The sequence below is a fragment of the Acidisoma sibiricum genome (assembly GCF_057837225.1).
This window is the reverse complement of the sequence record NZ_CM174445.1, coordinates 2,542,981-2,556,481: the sequence shown is the minus strand read 5'-3', so window position 1 is coordinate 2,556,481 and position 13,501 is coordinate 2,542,981. Positions and strand designations below refer to the sequence as shown.

Below are 13,501 nucleotides of genomic sequence, written 5' to 3'. Positions count from 1 at the left end.
GCCTTCGGCAAACCCATGTTGAGGCTCTCGGGGGTCCTCCCCGTACCGCCAACGATCCGAGGCGGCAAAATAAGGACTGCACGACATGACCAGATTGAATGGAAAGACCGCCGTCATCACCGGTGGCGCCACCGGCATCGGCCTTGCCGCAGCACAGCGATTTATCGCGGAAGGCGCCTTCGTCTTCATCTTTGGCCGCCGGCAGGATGCGCTTGACACCGCTGTGGCTGACCTCGGGCCCAATGCCCGAGCAGTGAAGGGCTCGGTCTCGGATGAGGCCGACCTCGACCGCCTCTACGCGGCGGTGAAGGCCGAACGCGGAACGCTGGACATCGTCTTCGCCAATGCCGGCACGGGAAGCCCGCTTCCGCTCGGCCAGATCACCGCCGCGCATATTGATGAGACCTTCGACACGAATGTGAAGGGCACGATCTTCACGGTCCAGAAGGCGCTGCCGCTGATGGGCGCCGGCGGTTCGGTCATCCTGACCGGATCGAGCGCCGGCACCACGGGAGCACCGGGATTCACGGCCTACAGCGCGAGCAAGGCGGCCGTGCGCAATCTCGCGCGGACCTGGGCAGAGGACCTGAAGGGCACCGGCATCCGGGTGAACGTGCTGTCGCCCGGGGCGACGGCGACCGAACTCGCGAAGGCCGCGCTGGGCGAGGAAGGCCAGAAGGCCTACGGCGCGATGACGCCGCTGCAGCGGATGGCCGATCCGGCGGAGATCGGGGCGGTGGCCGCCTTTCTGGCGTCGTCGGACAGCAGCTTCATGACCGCCAGCGAGGTCGCCGTTGATGGCGGCCTGGCGCAACTCTGACAGGCGACGCCCGGCCGGTCACTCCCGTGATCGGATGACGCGCACAATCACGAAAGACAATATAATGGACCAGCCTCTTAAAGGAAAAACGGCTCTTGTGACCGGAGCATCGCGAGGCATTGGCCGCGCCATTGCCGAACGTCTTGCCAGGGATGGTGCGACGGTCGCGCTCACTTACAACGCCAGCAAATCCGGCGCAGACGAGGCGGTCGCGGCCATCGAGACAGCGGGCGGCACTGCCTTCGCGATCCACGCGGATCTTATTGACCCGGCAACCGTCCCGACCTTGTTCGCCAGGCTGGATGACGAGTTCACCAAGCGGCATGGCAGCAAGGCCCTCGACATTCTGGTCAACAACGCGGGCAATGCCGGCTTTGTTGGCTTCACAGACGCGACGCCGGACAGTTGGGACACTCTGATCGCGGTCTACGCTCGCGCGCCCTTCTTCATCGTCCAGGCCGCGCTGGGTCGTCTCGCCGATGGCGGACGCATCATCAACATCTCTTCCGCGGCCGCCACCAAGCCCGTGACATCCGCGCCGATTTACTCAATGGCCAAAGCGGCCATCAACAACCTGACCCATACGCTTGCGTTGGAGCTGGGGCCGCGCGGCATTACCGCGAACGCCGTCGCGCCGGGCTTCACGCGAACCGACGCGAACGCCGCCTTCCGGGAGAATCCCGAACTCGTCAAAGCAGTCGAGGCTCAAATCGCGCTGGGACGCTTCGGCGAGCCGTCGGAAATCGCCGCCGTCGTGGCGTTCCTGGCGTCCGACGACGGCCATTGGGTGACAGGCCAGACGATTGAGGCGAGCGGCGGTTACAAGCTGTGACCACAACGACAAAAGCAAAGGAAAATACATGAGCTACGCCATTATCGGCTTCGGCAAGATCGGCCACGCTCTTGCCAAGGCATTTGCACGCAAGGGCATCGCAGTCTCGGTCGCCACCACGCGCGACCCGGACAGCTTTGCCTCCGATGCGGCCGCGATCGGACCCACGATCATTCCCAGAACACTCGCGGAAGCGGTTAAGGCGGACATCATTTTTTTGGCCGTTCGTTTCGAGTCTCACCGGGATGTCGCGATGGCGCTGCCCAGCTGGCAGGGCAAGACCATCGTCGATGTGACCAATGCCTATGGCGTGTCTCCCGATGAACTGGGCGGACAGCCGTCCTCCCAGGTCATCGCGCACGCTTTTCCCGGTGCAAGGCTGGTCAAGGGCTTCAACCATTTGATCGCAGCCACCCTGGGCCAAGATCCGGCCGTGCATGGTGGCAGGCGAGTGGTCTTTCTGGCGAGCGACGATGACGCGGCGGCGGCTGAGATTGGCACACTCGCAGAAACGCTCGGTTTCGCGCCGATCAACCTTGGCGGACTGTCGGACGGCGGCCTGCTTGTGCAGGGGCGCGGCAATAGCTGGGGTCATCTGATCTTCAAGGACCTGGTCAAGGCCAGCGGATGACCACGAGATGCCCACCGGCAATGCCAGGATGGAGACATGTCCATGAGTATTGAGACGAACGTTCAGACCGTGAAGGACTTCTTTGCCGCGATCGGCCGCGGCGACAGGGAGGCTTTACTGGCGCTGGTCGCCGAAGACATCGAGTGGATCATTCCCGGCCAGGACTGGCCGCTGGCCGGAACGCGCCACGGTCACGCGGGGCTGGCGGATTTGCTTGAGACGGCTTCCAAATCGATAGAAACCTCCACGGAACTGCGGGAGTTCGTCGCGCAAGGCGACAGGGTCCTCGTCATCGGCTTCGCGAGGGGAACGATCAAAGCGACGAACAAGACGTTCGAGGATGACTGGATCTTCGCCATTACGGTCGAGCACGGAAAGCTGACGCGCATCCGGGAGTATATCGACACGCAGGCACTGGCGCGTGCCTCGCAGATGGATGCGTCCGGGCCGGCGTAGCAGGGCGTTTGCATAGCCTGCCCGGCGGCGCCCCCGGCCGTCCGGGCGCCACATCGGGTTCATCCGCGCATCACATGCGCGGATGACGACAGACAGGATCAGACGTTTTCAGTATCGAGCGCGTAGCCGGCGGCGCGGACCGTGCGCACCACGTCCAGCTCGCCCGGCCCGTTGATGGCCTTGCGCAGCCGGCGGATATGAACGTCGACCGTGCGCGGCTCGACATGGATGGACGGTCCCCAGATCGCGTCCAGCAGCTCTTCCCGCGAAAAGACGCGGCGCGGCCGCTGCATAAGGAATTCCATCAGCCGGTATTCGGTCGGCCCCAGATGCAGCTGGCGGCCGTTGCGGCTGATGCGGTGGGCGGACAGATCCAGCGTGATATCGTGAAAGGTCAGCTCGCCCTTGGCCGGCACGGTATTGGAGCGGCGCATCAGCGCCCGCATGCGGGCAACCAGCGCCTCGGTGCTGAAGGGCTTGGTGACATAGTCATCGGCGCCGGTATTGAGGCCGCGCACCGCATCCTGATCTTCGCTGCGCGCCGTGATCATGATCACGGGCAATTCGCGCGTCGCTGGCCGGCGGCGGATCTGGCGGCAGACCTCGATGCCGGAGAGATGCGGCAGCATCCAGTCCAGCAGCACCATGTCGGGCTTCACTTCGTTGATGCGGGTCAGGGCTTCTTCGCCATCCCCCGCCTCTTCAACCCGAAAGCCCTGCTTTTCGAGATTGTAGCGCAGCATGGTCATCAGCGCGGCCTCGTCCTCAACGATGAGGACGAGCGGCTTATTGGAAAGAGAGACGCTGTCAGGGATCACTACGGTCTGCCTTTAAATCAAGCGCCGTGCTGGCGATTGACGGTAAAGCTGCTCTCGCCCTTCGGCCGGTCACTCGGCATGGTATCGCCGGTAATGGCGTAATAGACGGTCTCAGCAATGTTCGTGGCATGGTCGCCCATGCGTTCCAGGTTCTTGGCCATGAAGAGAAGATGCGTGCAGGGGGTTATGTTGCGCGGATCTTCCATCATGTAGGTGATCTGTTCGCGGAAAATCGCGGAATAGACGTCGTCGATCATGATGTCCGAGCGCCAGACTTCCAGCGCGCGATCGGCATTGCCCTCACCCAGCGTATCGACCGTGTTCTTGAGGTTTTCCTGCACCAGGCGGCACATATTGGCGATGCCGCTGAGCGAGAAAGGCACCGCCATCTCGTTCAGAACCAGCGTGCGCTTGGCGACATTGGCGGCATAGTCGCCGATGCGTTCCAGGTCGCTCGCAATCTTGAGCGATGAGACGATCAGCCGGAGATCGGAGGCCACGGGCTGGCGGAGGGCCAGCAGCCGGATCGCGAAATCGGCGATCTCCCGTTCCAGCTTATCGACCGCCAGATCGTCCTGCACGGCGTAGCTCGCCGCCGTCGCGTTATGTTCCACGAGCGCACGGCTGGCATTGGCGGCCTGGGCCTCTACCATTCCACCCATCTGGGTCAGAAGGGCCTTCAGCCGCCCCAGCTCCTGCTCGTAGCTTTTCACGATATGTTCGCTCTCACCCTGCTTATCCATGATCAGGCTCACCCGAACCGGCCGGTGATATATTCCTGCGTCTGCCGTTCCTTCGGCGCCGTGAACATGGTCGCCGCACTATCAACCTCGATCAGGGAGCCGAGGTAGAAGAAGGCCACGCGGTCGGCGCAGCGCGCCGCCTGCTGCATGTTATGGGTCACGATGACGATCGTGAAATCCTTCTTCAGCTCGTCGATCAGCTCTTCGATCTTGAGCGTGCTGATCGGGTCAAGCGCACTGGTCGGCTCATCCAGGAGCAGGATTTCAGGCCGCACCGCGATGGAGCGGGCAATGCAGAGGCGCTGCTGCTGGCCGCCCGACATGCCGGTGGCCGGCGACTTCAAACGGTCCTTGACCTCATCCCACAGCGCCGCGCGGGTCAGCGACCACTGCACGCGCTCATCCATTTCAGCGCGGGACAGCTTTTCATGCAGTTTCACGCCGAAGGCGACGTTGTCGTAGATCGACATCTGGAAGGGGGTCGGCTTCTGGAAGACCATGCCGACGCGCCGGCGCAGCATGTTCAGGTCGATATTGTCGCCGACGATATTCATGCCGTCGAGCATGACCTCGCCCTCGGCGCGCTGGCCGGGATAGAGGTCATACATGCGATTGATCACGCGCAGCAGGGTGGACTTGCCGCAGCCCGACGGGCCGATCATGGCAAGCACCCGCTTTTCCGCGACATCAAGGTTGATGCCCTTCAGCGCATGGGTATTGCCATAGTAAAATTGCAGATTGCGGATCGACATACGCGGCAGAGTGGCCGCATCGCCCGTCTCATGGGTCGCTTCGATCGGTCTTACCTGTTCCGTCACCGACATCTCACATCACCTGTCATTGGGCATCAGTTCAAAACCAGACCGCAATCAGAACCAGATCGAATCTGGGCGCACCGGGCCCATTCACGAGCCCGCATAGCCGAGTGGCCCCATGGGGGCCATGGCCGTTCAGTTAAGGTTTGATGACGGCCACCACCGCCGTCCCACACCGCGACCGCGATCTTGGCACAAAAAAGGGCTGCCGAAGCAGCCCTTTTGACGAATATCGAATGACGTTTAACGGGTTATTCGGCCGCCTGAGCCTCGGCCTTGAGATCGACCACGCGCAGATAGGGGCGGAGCGTCTTCCAGCCCTGCGGGAAGCGGGCCTTCGCATCCTCGTCCGACAGGCTCGGCACGATGATGACATGCTCGCCCGGCTGCCAATTGGCCGGGGTTGCGACCTTGGTGCTGTCGGTGAGCTGCAGACTGTCGATGACGCGCAGGATTTCGTTGAAGTTGCGGCCGGTGCTGGGCGGATAGGTCAGGCTGAGGCGCACCTTCTTGTTCGGGTCGATGATGAAGACCGAACGCACGGTGACGGAGGGGTCAGCCTCGGGATGGATCATGCCATAGAGCGTGGAGACCTTGCGGTCCTTATCGGCGATGATCGGGAAATTGACCGTCTGTCCCTGGGTTTCCTCGATATCGCGGGCCCAGCCGCTGTGGTTTTCGGTGCTGTCCACCGACAGGCCGATCGGCTTGACGTTGCGCTTCTCCCATTCCGGGGTCAGGCGCGCGACGGCCGCCAGTTCGGTCGTGCAGACCGGGGTGAAATCCTTCGGGTGGCTGAAAAGAATGCCCCAGGAATTGCCGAGATACTCATGCAGGTGGATGGGACCGATGCTGCTATCCTGCTCGAAATCGGGGGCGATCTGGCCCAGCTGGATGGTCATGGCGTGCTCCTTGTGGCGTTTTCTGCGCGCCAGATTGCACTGGCGCACGGCCCGATCAAGCGTCCCGGAAAAGAAAGACAGAGCCTTTCTTTCTTCTGTGTCTTGTGGAAATTCCTTCCAAATAGAACGGCACCGAAAGTAAATCTCTCTTCACCGCGCGGCGCTCGCGGATGCCCCTGGAAGAGTTTGCCACCAAACCGTGTCACGTTCAGGCGCGGTCATCGCCTTCCGGCGCGGGGCCCGGGGGCGTGGCGCAGGTCGCCGCGGCTCCGATCAGACGGTGCGTGTGGGATAGGTGGGCGGCGTACCAGCTGTCGGGCGTGAAGGGCCGCAGCTGCACGCCGGGCGGGATCGGGTTGCCCTTGGCATCCCGGTGCGCCAGCTGGCTGCAATCGATCACCAGGGGCACGGGCCGGGCTGTATCGCTGCTCTGGCCGATCGCACCCACCCAGAAGGCGACATGGCGGATTTTACCCTTCACCTGGAAATAGAGCAGGTCTGCGGGAAGCAGCTGCGCCACCAGGCTGTCCGACAGCGGACCGCGCAAAATGTCTGCCGTCAGGCAGCCGTCTCCGCCGGGACCGGCCAGGCGCCGGACCCGGCCCTGCCGCCCGACTCCCGTGGGCAATTTCAGCCCGAGCGCATAGTTGAAGACGAAGGACGAGAAATTGCTGCAATCGAGCCCGAGCCCATTGGCCCCGGCCTTGACCGGCAGCCAGGGCCATAATGCGGGCGGGCGCCAGGACGGCAGATGGTGATGCTGATAGGGCAGCCCGATATGCCGGGCGGCGATATTGATCACCCGCTCGCGCTGGTAGAGGGCATCGCGGCGGGGCAGGCTGGGTGCCGGATATTGCCGGGCCGGCGGCCCCCAGGCCGCGCCGCGGGCATGGGCATTCTGGGCCTCCCAGACGGCAAACGAGAGATCGGATTCAGCATCCGGGTCATCCCAGGGGGATGCGTCGAAACCCGAATCCAGCACAGGCTGCGGCACGGAAAAGCGCAGCGCATAGGGAGACACATAGGACTCGCCGGGCAGATCGGACGGCGCGGCGGCTGCCGCCCGGACAGACGTATCAGCCGACGACATTTGCGCCCTCGCCCCCTGAAGCGTAAAGCCGGCTACATAGGCAGACGCGGCACCCAGACAGGCCCGTCGGCCAAGCCTTCCCGGTTCGGCCGCCGCCTTTTGACCAGAGGCCACCATCATCCACCCCCTTGCGAGGAAAGATCAGGAGCGACCATGCGGTTTGAAAAGGGACGGCAACTCAAAGCCCGCGGCTTCCTCTTCGACATGGATGGCACCCTGGTCGATTCCGGTCCCGTCGTCGAGCGGGTCTGGGGCGAATGGGCCGCGACCCAGGGGCTGGATGCCGCCGGACTGATGCCCGTGGCCCATGGCCGCCGCGCCATCGAGACGATCGCCATGTTCGGCAAGAATGTCCTCGACCTTGAGGAAGAGGCGCGCAAGCTGGAAGAGGCCGAGCGGCTGGATATCGATGGCCTGTCTGAAATCGCGGGCGCTCGCGCGCTGGTCGCGGCGCTGCCGGCAGACCGCTGGGCGATCGTCACCTCGGCCGACGAGGCTTTGGCCCGCATCCGCCTGACCGCCTGCGGCTTTCCGATTCCGAAGGTCCTGATCACGGCCGAATCGGTCGAGCAGGGCAAGCCGCATCCGCGCTGCTACCAGATGGGCGCCGCCGGCCTCGGCTTCGATCCTGCCGACTGCTTCGTCTTTGAGGATGCCGATGCGGGCCTGGCCGCGGGACGCGCCGCCGGCGCGCAGGTGATTGCCATCGCCTCCACGCAGTCCTCCGACAATCTCGACCGCAAGGGCGAGCTGTGGATTCCCGACATGGCCGGGCTGAGGGTGGTGCTGGACGGCGACTGGATCAGCCTGACACATGACTGATCGCGGGCGCTTGAAGGGCGGGTAAGATGTCCGCCTCTATTTCGTCACGGTGGCAGGCTCATATTGGACTGCCAAACACGTCACCGAGGGCCGAAGCGATGCGTATGAGAGATCGGACGAAGGGTGCGGCCGTTGCGATGCTCGGTGGTGCCGCGCTGCTCGTGGGCAGCGGGCTGATGGCGCCGCATCCGGCGCTCGCCTGGTGGAGCGGCGGCGTCTGGGTGGGCGGCCCGGCGCCCGGCTATTACGCGCCGCGCCCCTATTACGCCCCGCGCCCATATTACTACGCGCCGCCGCCGATCGTGGTGGCGCCGCCGCCGGTCTATTACGCCGCCCCACCCGTCATTTATGCCGCGCCGCCGCCCCCGCCGCCGGTCTATTATCCGCCGCAGACGGCCGCACCCGCAGCGGTCGCCGCCGCCCATGCCTGCTATACGCCGTCCTTGACCTGCCCAATGGAAGTGGCACGCGCGCCCGGCAGCACCTGCTACTGCTCGGACAGCAGCGGCGACCGCGTCTACGGCCGCGCGCAGTAACGCTGCGCGCGCTCTGGGGCGACGGCCATAGGGCGCGCCGGCATTGCAATTTCCGTGTCGATACCGCAACCTATCCGCCATGGCTGAACGCCTGACGGGAGGTCCGCCCGATGTCGCACCGAGAGGCACGCTGTCAGATGCGCCGCGCCCATCCAGGGCGCCGCGCGGGTTTGTTCCTGTATGCGGCGCTGGCCCTGGCGATGCTGATCGGTGTGAATATTCCGAGCCGTCCGGCCTGGGCCGGCTGGGGCTTTCGCGCCTGGATGGGTGATCCGAACGAGGCCCATAGGCCGGGCCAGCCGCCGGGTGACCCGGATGACGGGCCGGATATCAAGCTGCCCCCCGGGTACGGCGACTCCTCCTCCGCGGCCAATGCGCCAACACTGCCGACGATCAGCAATACCGCGGGTGACGCCTTGCCGCCGATGATGAACTTCTCCTCCAGCGCCGGCGCCGGCAGTTTCGGCAAGTCGCAATAGGCTGCCAGGGCCCCTCAGGCTTGAGCCGGCGGCGTTTCTGTTTCATGAGCGCCTGGCCGCGTGACTGTCCGCGGCTGTGGAGAGGCGACTGACATGAGAGTGACCGCGCTGATCGTCTGTGCAGGGCGTGGCACGCGCATGGGCCCCGGCGCGCCCAAGCAGTATCGGATTTTGGGCGCGAGCCCCGTGCTGCGGCACACCGCCATCGCTTTCCTCAACCACCATGAGATCTCCGACGTCGCCGTCGTCATTCATAAGGATGACCGCGCGCTGTATGACGCAGCGACGGCGGGGCTGCGTCTCTTGCCGCCGGTGACCGGCGGCCTGTCACGCGATGAAAGCGTGCGGCTGGGTCTGGAGGCGCTGGCGGCAAGCGCCACGCCGCCCGACCGGGTGCTGATCCATGACGGCGTGCGGCCCTTTGTCACCGCCGAGACCATTACAGCGACGATCGCGGCGCTGGACGGCGCGGAGGCCGCGATCGCCGCCATGCCCGTTTTTGACACGATCAAATCGGCGAGCGACGGCACCATCACCGGCACCATCGACCGGTCCATTCTATGGCGGGCGCAGACGCCGCAAGGGTTCCGGTTTCAGACCATCCTGGAGGGTCACCGCGCGGTCGCCGGGCGCACCGACCTGCCACCGATCACGGATGACGCCTCGGTCGCCGAAGCGCTGGGCATTCCGGTGCGGATCGTCCAGGGGTCGGAGGATGCGTTCAAGATCACAACTGAGGCCGATCTCCGCCGCGCCGAACGGCATCTGCGCGGGGATGAGTGAGACTGCCCCCTACGGCGTGAAACGGAACATGAGTGTCTGCGGCCTGCCGAGGAGACTGGGCGGCAGGGGCAGTGTCCGGCATTTGGGTGACAGAAGGGCTTTGACAGCACGCAGAGAATAGGCGCGCAGATCAGGTTCCGCCTCCACCCGCGACTGGTCAACCGGCGCGACCTCTGCCAGTCTCACCGTCCCGCTCGCATCCGTCACTGCCCTAATAACAACATGCATGGGCTTGCCGTCTTGGGTCCCATTGTCAATACGCCAGCAGGCCCTGACATAGTCTGCAATGGCGCCACGTTGCTCGGGCGTAAGTTTACTCACGGCAGAAGGGGAAGATAAGGCACAGCGGCAGGGCACCGGTTTTGGTGTTTGGAGTGGCAAGGACGAATGAGCACAGCCACCGGCCAGCGCGAGCCAAATGAATGCGCTGACCAGTAAGCTATGGTCTCGCACCAATGAAACCCGCGATGGCGCAAAAGACAGTGCCTTTTGTGTCATGCGCCGGTTACCTTCGAGACGCCGTGCCGTCGTGCGGCATTCCGATGTGTCGATCCGGCGTCAGCTCTTCTTCTCCACCAGGCTCACGCCATTCGCGTCCGCGATGAAGTCGGACAGCATGGGCACGTAGTCGTCGCCCTTTCCGGCGCCGACAGCGGAAGCGAAGGAATTGCGGACCGCCGCACCGATCGGATTGGCGAATTGCACCGCATTGGCATAGGCGGCCAGATAGCTCGTATCTTTCAGCGCATTGCGGATCGCGAATTGATGGGCGTTGCGGTCGCGCTCCAGCACATATTTCATGAAGGTCTGGTAGAAGCCGCAATCCATGCGGCCGCCGCGAATGACGCTGTCGAAGACCGGGGCGCTGATCCCGGCCTTGGCCCCCAGCGCCAGGGCTTCCGCATAGAGCGCCGCATAGCCCATCGAGAGGAAGTTGTTGAGCAGCTTCATGGTGTGGCCCGTGCCCACCGGACCCGTGGGCATGATGCGCCCGGCGAAAGCTGCAAGCAGCGGGTGGATGCGCGCGACCGTCTCAGCATCGCCGCCGACCATGACATCGAGCGTGCCAGCCTCGGCATCTTTCGGCGTGCGGCTGAGCGGTGCGTCAACCAGCGTGATGCCGCGCTCGGCCAGACGCGCGGCGAGCGCCACCGTCTGCGCCGGATCGGACGTTGAACAGTCAATGATCACGAGCGGCTTGCCCGCCGCCGCCAGACCGTCCGGCCCCTCGACCACGGCCGAGACTTCCGGCGATCCGGTGACGCAGAGCACGACGATATCGGAGGCGTCCGCCAGCGCACGGGCGGAGGCGGCTTCCTGCGCCCCCTCCGCCACCAGCGCGTCCACCGCGCCGCGGCTGCGATGGGCCAGAACCGAAAGCGGCCAGCCTTTCCGAAGAATGTTGCGCGCCATTCCCTGGCCCATCAGGCCGAGGCCGACAAATCCCACACGTTCCTTGGTCAAGGCTGGCTCTCTTTCTTGGTCTGTTGGTCTTAGATAATCTGAGCGGCCCGGACATCATTGGGCGGCAGACGGGCGCCGAGCGGCAAGACCACCCGGCCGTGCGTCTCATTGATGACTTCAGCCGCTGAGACATAGAAGGCCAGGATCGCCGTCACAAGACCGGCATAGCCGCCGACCATGGTCGCATGCGCGATGCCCCAGGCGCCCAGGGCCAGCAGAAGGAAGGTGATCCAAAGGGCGAGAAAGATATAGGACACCCCGCGGTTCAGGGTCTGGCTGGCGATCCACATGTAGAAGGTGAAGACGCCCCACATGAACAGATACCAGCCGACGAAGGCGGCCGGCACATGGGCTGCGAAAAAGGTGACGAACAGCGCGAAGGACCACCAGAAAGCGCCATAGGCGCAGAAGGCGACGAAGCCGAAGGTATTGCCGCGCGGCAGTTCCAGCAGGCCGGCCGCAAACTGGGCGGCGCCGCCGAAGGCGAAGGCCAGCGCCAGCACCATCGGCACCCCGGCCTCGGAATACCAGCCCGCATTGACCATGCTGAGCATCCAGGTGGTGAGAGCGAAGCCGGCGAGTCCAAGCGGCGCCGGATTGGCAAGCTTGTTCATGTGAGTCTCCCCATTGTCCGGCGTCTTGGCGACCGGATCATTCTTGGTTGGGCGACGGGCCAGGGACCGCCACGGAAGAAGGCTACACCTTCTTCCCGGACTTATGGAAGGTTCCGATCAATGCGGCGGCCGCCGGGCAGCACGGCCCTGTTTCGTTTCGAGAAGCCCGTGTTACGCTACGCGCCACAACCTTTCCTGGAGCCTGAGATGACGAGCCCGACCTGGCACGACAAAGCCGCCGCCCTCAAGTTTGAAACCCGGTCCTTCATCGGCGGCGAAATGGTCGAGCTGAGCGGCGGTCATTTTGAGACCGTCAATCCTGCCAATGGTGCGGTTCTGGCCGCCATCTCGCAGGCGTCTCAGGCCGATATCGACCGCGCCGTGGCCGATGGCCTGAAAGCATTCAAGGGCGGTGCCTGGTCGCGCATGGCGCCGCGCGACCGCATGGCCGTGCTGTATGCCTTCGCCGATCTGATCGAAGACTCGGCCGAGCTGCTGTCCCTGCTCGACACGCTCGACATGGGCAAGCCGATCAACGACATGATGACGATCGACGTGCCCTCGGCCGCGCATACCATCCGCTTCTCGGCCGAATGCATCGACAAGCTGACCGGCACGACGACCGCGACGCCGTCGAATGTGCTGCATTACACCACGCGCGAGCCGCTGGGCGTCGTCGCCTGCATTGTGCCCTGGAACTATCCGCTGCTGATGGCGGTGTGGAAGATCGCGCCCGCACTGGCCGCCGGCAATTCCGTCGTGCTCAAGCCCGCTGAGCAGTCACCGCTGTCGGCCGTGCATCTGGCGCGGCTGTTTGTGGAAGCCGGTGGACCGCCGGGCGTCTTCAACGTCATCAATGGCGTGGGCGAAGTGGCCGGCAAAGGCCTCGCCCTGCATATGGATGTCGCCAAGGTCAGCTTCACCGGCTCGACCGAGGTGGGCAAGCTGATGATGATCTATTCCGGCCAGTCCAATATGAAGCGGATCGCGCTGGAATGCGGCGGCAAGACGCCGCAGCTGCTGATGGGCGATCTGCCGGACGTGGCGACGGCCGCCAAGACCGCCGCCTGGGGCATCTACAACAATATGGGCGAGGTCTGTAACGCGGGCTCCCGCCTGCTGGTCGATAAGAAGATCCATGACGAATTCCTCTTCAGCTTCATGCGCGAAGCGGAATCCTGGGTGCCGGCCGACCCGCTGCTCGAAAGCACCAATATGGGGCCGCTGGTGACCTTCGAGCATCAGAAGCGGGTGCTGAACTATATCGGTATCGGCAAGCAGGACGGCGCGTCGCTCGCCTTCGGCGGCAATGTGCCGCAGGGCCTGGAAAAGGGCGCCTATGTCGCGCCTGCTTTGTTCACCGGCGTCGGACCCAAGATGCGCATCGCCCAGGAAGAGATTTTCGGCCCCGTCGCTTCCGTCATCCCAGTCGATGGCATCGAGAATGCGATCGAGGTCGCCAACGACACCATCTATGGCCTGGCCGCCGGCATCTGGACCAGCGATCTCACCACCGCGCACCGCCTGTCGCGCGAAATCGAGGCCGGCACCATCTGGGTGAACTGCTTCGACGAGGGCGACATGACGCAGCCCTTCGGCGGCTACAAGCAGTCCGGCAGCGCCCGCGACAAATGCTTCGATGCCGTGCTGGCCTACACGCAGTCGAAATCGACCTGGGTGAAGCTGGTCTGACGAC

General features: G+C 64.3%; 17 protein-coding genes. 9 read left to right on the top strand and 8 right to left on the bottom strand.

What is annotated here, in order from left to right:
• Nucleotides 1-85: 85 nt before the first annotated feature.
• From AC3G7M_RS12150 to AC3G7M_RS12135, 4 genes are all read left to right on the top strand, one after another.
• Nucleotides 86-820, top strand: coding sequence for an SDR family NAD(P)-dependent oxidoreductase (locus AC3G7M_RS12150; RefSeq protein WP_489212262.1), 735 nt, complete (start codon nucleotides 86-88; stop codon nucleotides 818-820).
• 64 nt (nucleotides 821-884) lie between these two features.
• Nucleotides 885-1,652 carry an SDR family NAD(P)-dependent oxidoreductase gene (locus AC3G7M_RS12145; RefSeq protein ID WP_489212261.1) on the top strand — a complete coding sequence of 256 codons (768 nt, stop codon included), beginning with the start codon at nucleotides 885-887 and terminating at the stop codon, nucleotides 1,650-1,652.
• A 28-nt stretch (nucleotides 1,653-1,680) separates the two neighbouring features.
• Nucleotides 1,681-2,283, top strand: coding sequence for an NADPH-dependent F420 reductase (locus tag AC3G7M_RS12140; protein WP_489212259.1), 603 nt, complete (start codon nucleotides 1,681-1,683; stop codon nucleotides 2,281-2,283).
• 36 nt (nucleotides 2,284-2,319) lie between these two features.
• The gene (locus tag AC3G7M_RS12135) at nucleotides 2,320-2,739 is read left to right on the top strand and encodes a nuclear transport factor 2 family protein (protein WP_489212258.1); all 420 of its coding nucleotides are present in this window, start codon (nucleotides 2,320-2,322) and stop codon (nucleotides 2,737-2,739) included.
• A 98-nt stretch (nucleotides 2,740-2,837) separates the two neighbouring features.
• On the opposite strand, the gene phoB is transcribed toward AC3G7M_RS12135, so the two are convergent.
• The 5 genes from phoB to AC3G7M_RS12110 all read right to left on the bottom strand — a co-directional run bounded on the left by phoB (nucleotide 2,838) and on the right by AC3G7M_RS12110 (nucleotide 7,107).
• Nucleotides 2,838-3,488 (bottom strand): phosphate regulon transcriptional regulator PhoB, encoded by a 651-nt coding sequence (gene phoB / locus AC3G7M_RS12130; RefSeq protein WP_489216040.1) that lies wholly within the window; start codon nucleotides 3,486-3,488, stop codon nucleotides 2,838-2,840.
• Nucleotides 3,489-3,574: 86 nt separating this feature from the next.
• Nucleotides 3,575-4,300 (bottom strand): phosphate signaling complex protein PhoU, encoded by a 726-nt coding sequence (gene phoU / locus AC3G7M_RS12125; RefSeq protein WP_489212256.1) that lies wholly within the window; start codon nucleotides 4,298-4,300, stop codon nucleotides 3,575-3,577.
• A gap of 8 nt (nucleotides 4,301-4,308) precedes the next feature.
• Complete coding sequence (pstB, locus tag AC3G7M_RS12120; protein WP_489212254.1) at nucleotides 4,309-5,124, bottom strand: phosphate ABC transporter ATP-binding protein PstB; 816 nt, start codon at nucleotides 5,122-5,124, stop codon at nucleotides 4,309-4,311.
• Between the two features lie 242 nt (nucleotides 5,125-5,366).
• Nucleotides 5,367-6,017: a peroxiredoxin gene (locus tag AC3G7M_RS12115; protein ID WP_489212252.1), complete on the bottom strand. Its 651-nt coding sequence runs from the start codon at nucleotides 6,015-6,017 to the stop codon at nucleotides 5,367-5,369.
• Nucleotides 6,018-6,225: 208 nt separating this feature from the next.
• Nucleotides 6,226-7,107: an NlpC/P60 family protein gene (locus AC3G7M_RS12110; RefSeq protein ID WP_489212251.1), complete on the bottom strand. Its 882-nt coding sequence runs from the start codon at nucleotides 7,105-7,107 to the stop codon at nucleotides 6,226-6,228.
• Nucleotides 7,108-7,260: 153 nt separating this feature from the next.
• Between AC3G7M_RS12110 and AC3G7M_RS12105 the strand changes: the two genes are divergently transcribed.
• The 4 genes from AC3G7M_RS12105 (at nucleotide 7,261) to ispD (ending at nucleotide 9,727) form a co-directional block, all read left to right on the top strand.
• A complete protein-coding gene (locus AC3G7M_RS12105; RefSeq protein WP_489212250.1) occupies nucleotides 7,261-7,929 on the top strand; it encodes an HAD-IA family hydrolase in 669 nt (222 codons plus the stop codon).
• Between the two features lie 104 nt (nucleotides 7,930-8,033).
• Nucleotides 8,034-8,465, top strand: coding sequence for a hypothetical protein (locus AC3G7M_RS12100; protein WP_489212249.1), 432 nt, complete (start codon nucleotides 8,034-8,036; stop codon nucleotides 8,463-8,465).
• A 110-nt stretch (nucleotides 8,466-8,575) separates the two neighbouring features.
• Nucleotides 8,576-8,944 (top strand): hypothetical protein, encoded by a 369-nt coding sequence (locus tag AC3G7M_RS12095; protein ID WP_489212248.1) that lies wholly within the window; start codon nucleotides 8,576-8,578, stop codon nucleotides 8,942-8,944.
• Nucleotides 8,945-9,037: 93 nt separating this feature from the next.
• Complete coding sequence (ispD, locus tag AC3G7M_RS12090) at nucleotides 9,038-9,727, top strand: 2-C-methyl-D-erythritol 4-phosphate cytidylyltransferase (RefSeq protein WP_489212247.1); 690 nt, start codon at nucleotides 9,038-9,040, stop codon at nucleotides 9,725-9,727.
• Between the two features lie 9 nt (nucleotides 9,728-9,736).
• On the opposite strand, the gene AC3G7M_RS12085 is transcribed toward ispD, so the two are convergent.
• From AC3G7M_RS12085 to AC3G7M_RS12075, 3 genes are all read right to left on the bottom strand, one after another.
• Entirely contained in the window at nucleotides 9,737-9,955 is a 219-nt protein-coding gene (locus tag AC3G7M_RS12085; RefSeq protein ID WP_489212246.1) for a hypothetical protein, read from the bottom strand.
• Nucleotides 9,956-10,285: 330 nt separating this feature from the next.
• Complete coding sequence (locus AC3G7M_RS12080) at nucleotides 10,286-11,191, bottom strand: NAD(P)-dependent oxidoreductase (protein WP_489212245.1); 906 nt, start codon at nucleotides 11,189-11,191, stop codon at nucleotides 10,286-10,288.
• 29 nt (nucleotides 11,192-11,220) lie between these two features.
• Nucleotides 11,221-11,805 carry an acetate uptake transporter gene (locus AC3G7M_RS12075; RefSeq protein ID WP_489212243.1) on the bottom strand — a complete coding sequence of 195 codons (585 nt, stop codon included), beginning with the start codon at nucleotides 11,803-11,805 and terminating at the stop codon, nucleotides 11,221-11,223.
• Nucleotides 11,806-12,012: 207 nt separating this feature from the next.
• Between AC3G7M_RS12075 and AC3G7M_RS12070 the strand changes: the two genes are divergently transcribed.
• On the top strand, nucleotides 12,013-13,497 hold the full coding sequence (locus AC3G7M_RS12070; RefSeq protein WP_489212242.1) for an aldehyde dehydrogenase: 1,485 nt from the start codon (nucleotides 12,013-12,015) through the stop codon (nucleotides 13,495-13,497).
• Nucleotides 13,498-13,501: the final 4 nt, after the last annotated feature.

Bases quoted from the DNA above. Each gene is read 5' to 3' on its own strand.
- AC3G7M_RS12150 (WP_489212262.1), top strand. From the start codon at position 86: ATGACCAGATTGAATGGAAAGACCGCCGTCATCACCGGTGGCGCCACC.
- AC3G7M_RS12145 (WP_489212261.1), top strand. From the start codon at position 885: ATGGACCAGCCTCTTAAAGGAAAAACGGCTCTTGTGACCGGAGCATCG.
- AC3G7M_RS12140 (WP_489212259.1), top strand. From the start codon at position 1,681: ATGAGCTACGCCATTATCGGCTTCGGCAAGATCGGCCACGCTCTTGCC.
- AC3G7M_RS12135 (WP_489212258.1), top strand. From the start codon at position 2,320: ATGTCCATGAGTATTGAGACGAACGTTCAGACCGTGAAGGACTTCTTT.
- phoB (WP_489216040.1), bottom strand. From the start codon at position 3,488: ATGACCATGCTGCGCTACAATCTCGAAAAGCAGGGCTTTCGGGTTGAA.
- phoU (WP_489212256.1), bottom strand. From the start codon at position 4,300: ATGGATAAGCAGGGTGAGAGCGAACATATCGTGAAAAGCTACGAGCAG.
- pstB (WP_489212254.1), bottom strand. From the start codon at position 5,124: ATGTCGGTGACGGAACAGGTAAGACCGATCGAAGCGACCCATGAGACG.
- AC3G7M_RS12115 (WP_489212252.1), bottom strand. From the start codon at position 6,017: ATGACCATCCAGCTGGGCCAGATCGCCCCCGATTTCGAGCAGGATAGC.
- AC3G7M_RS12110 (WP_489212251.1), bottom strand. From the start codon at position 7,107: ATGTCGTCGGCTGATACGTCTGTCCGGGCGGCAGCCGCCGCGCCGTCC.
- AC3G7M_RS12105 (WP_489212250.1), top strand. From the start codon at position 7,261: ATGCGGTTTGAAAAGGGACGGCAACTCAAAGCCCGCGGCTTCCTCTTC.
- AC3G7M_RS12100 (WP_489212249.1), top strand. From the start codon at position 8,034: ATGAGAGATCGGACGAAGGGTGCGGCCGTTGCGATGCTCGGTGGTGCC.
- AC3G7M_RS12095 (WP_489212248.1), top strand. From the start codon at position 8,576: ATGTCGCACCGAGAGGCACGCTGTCAGATGCGCCGCGCCCATCCAGGG.
- ispD (WP_489212247.1), top strand. From the start codon at position 9,038: ATGAGAGTGACCGCGCTGATCGTCTGTGCAGGGCGTGGCACGCGCATG.
- AC3G7M_RS12085 (WP_489212246.1), bottom strand. From the start codon at position 9,955: ATGCATGTTGTTATTAGGGCAGTGACGGATGCGAGCGGGACGGTGAGA.
- AC3G7M_RS12075 (WP_489212243.1), bottom strand. From the start codon at position 11,805: ATGAACAAGCTTGCCAATCCGGCGCCGCTTGGACTCGCCGGCTTCGCT.
- AC3G7M_RS12070 (WP_489212242.1), top strand. From the start codon at position 12,013: ATGACGAGCCCGACCTGGCACGACAAAGCCGCCGCCCTCAAGTTTGAA.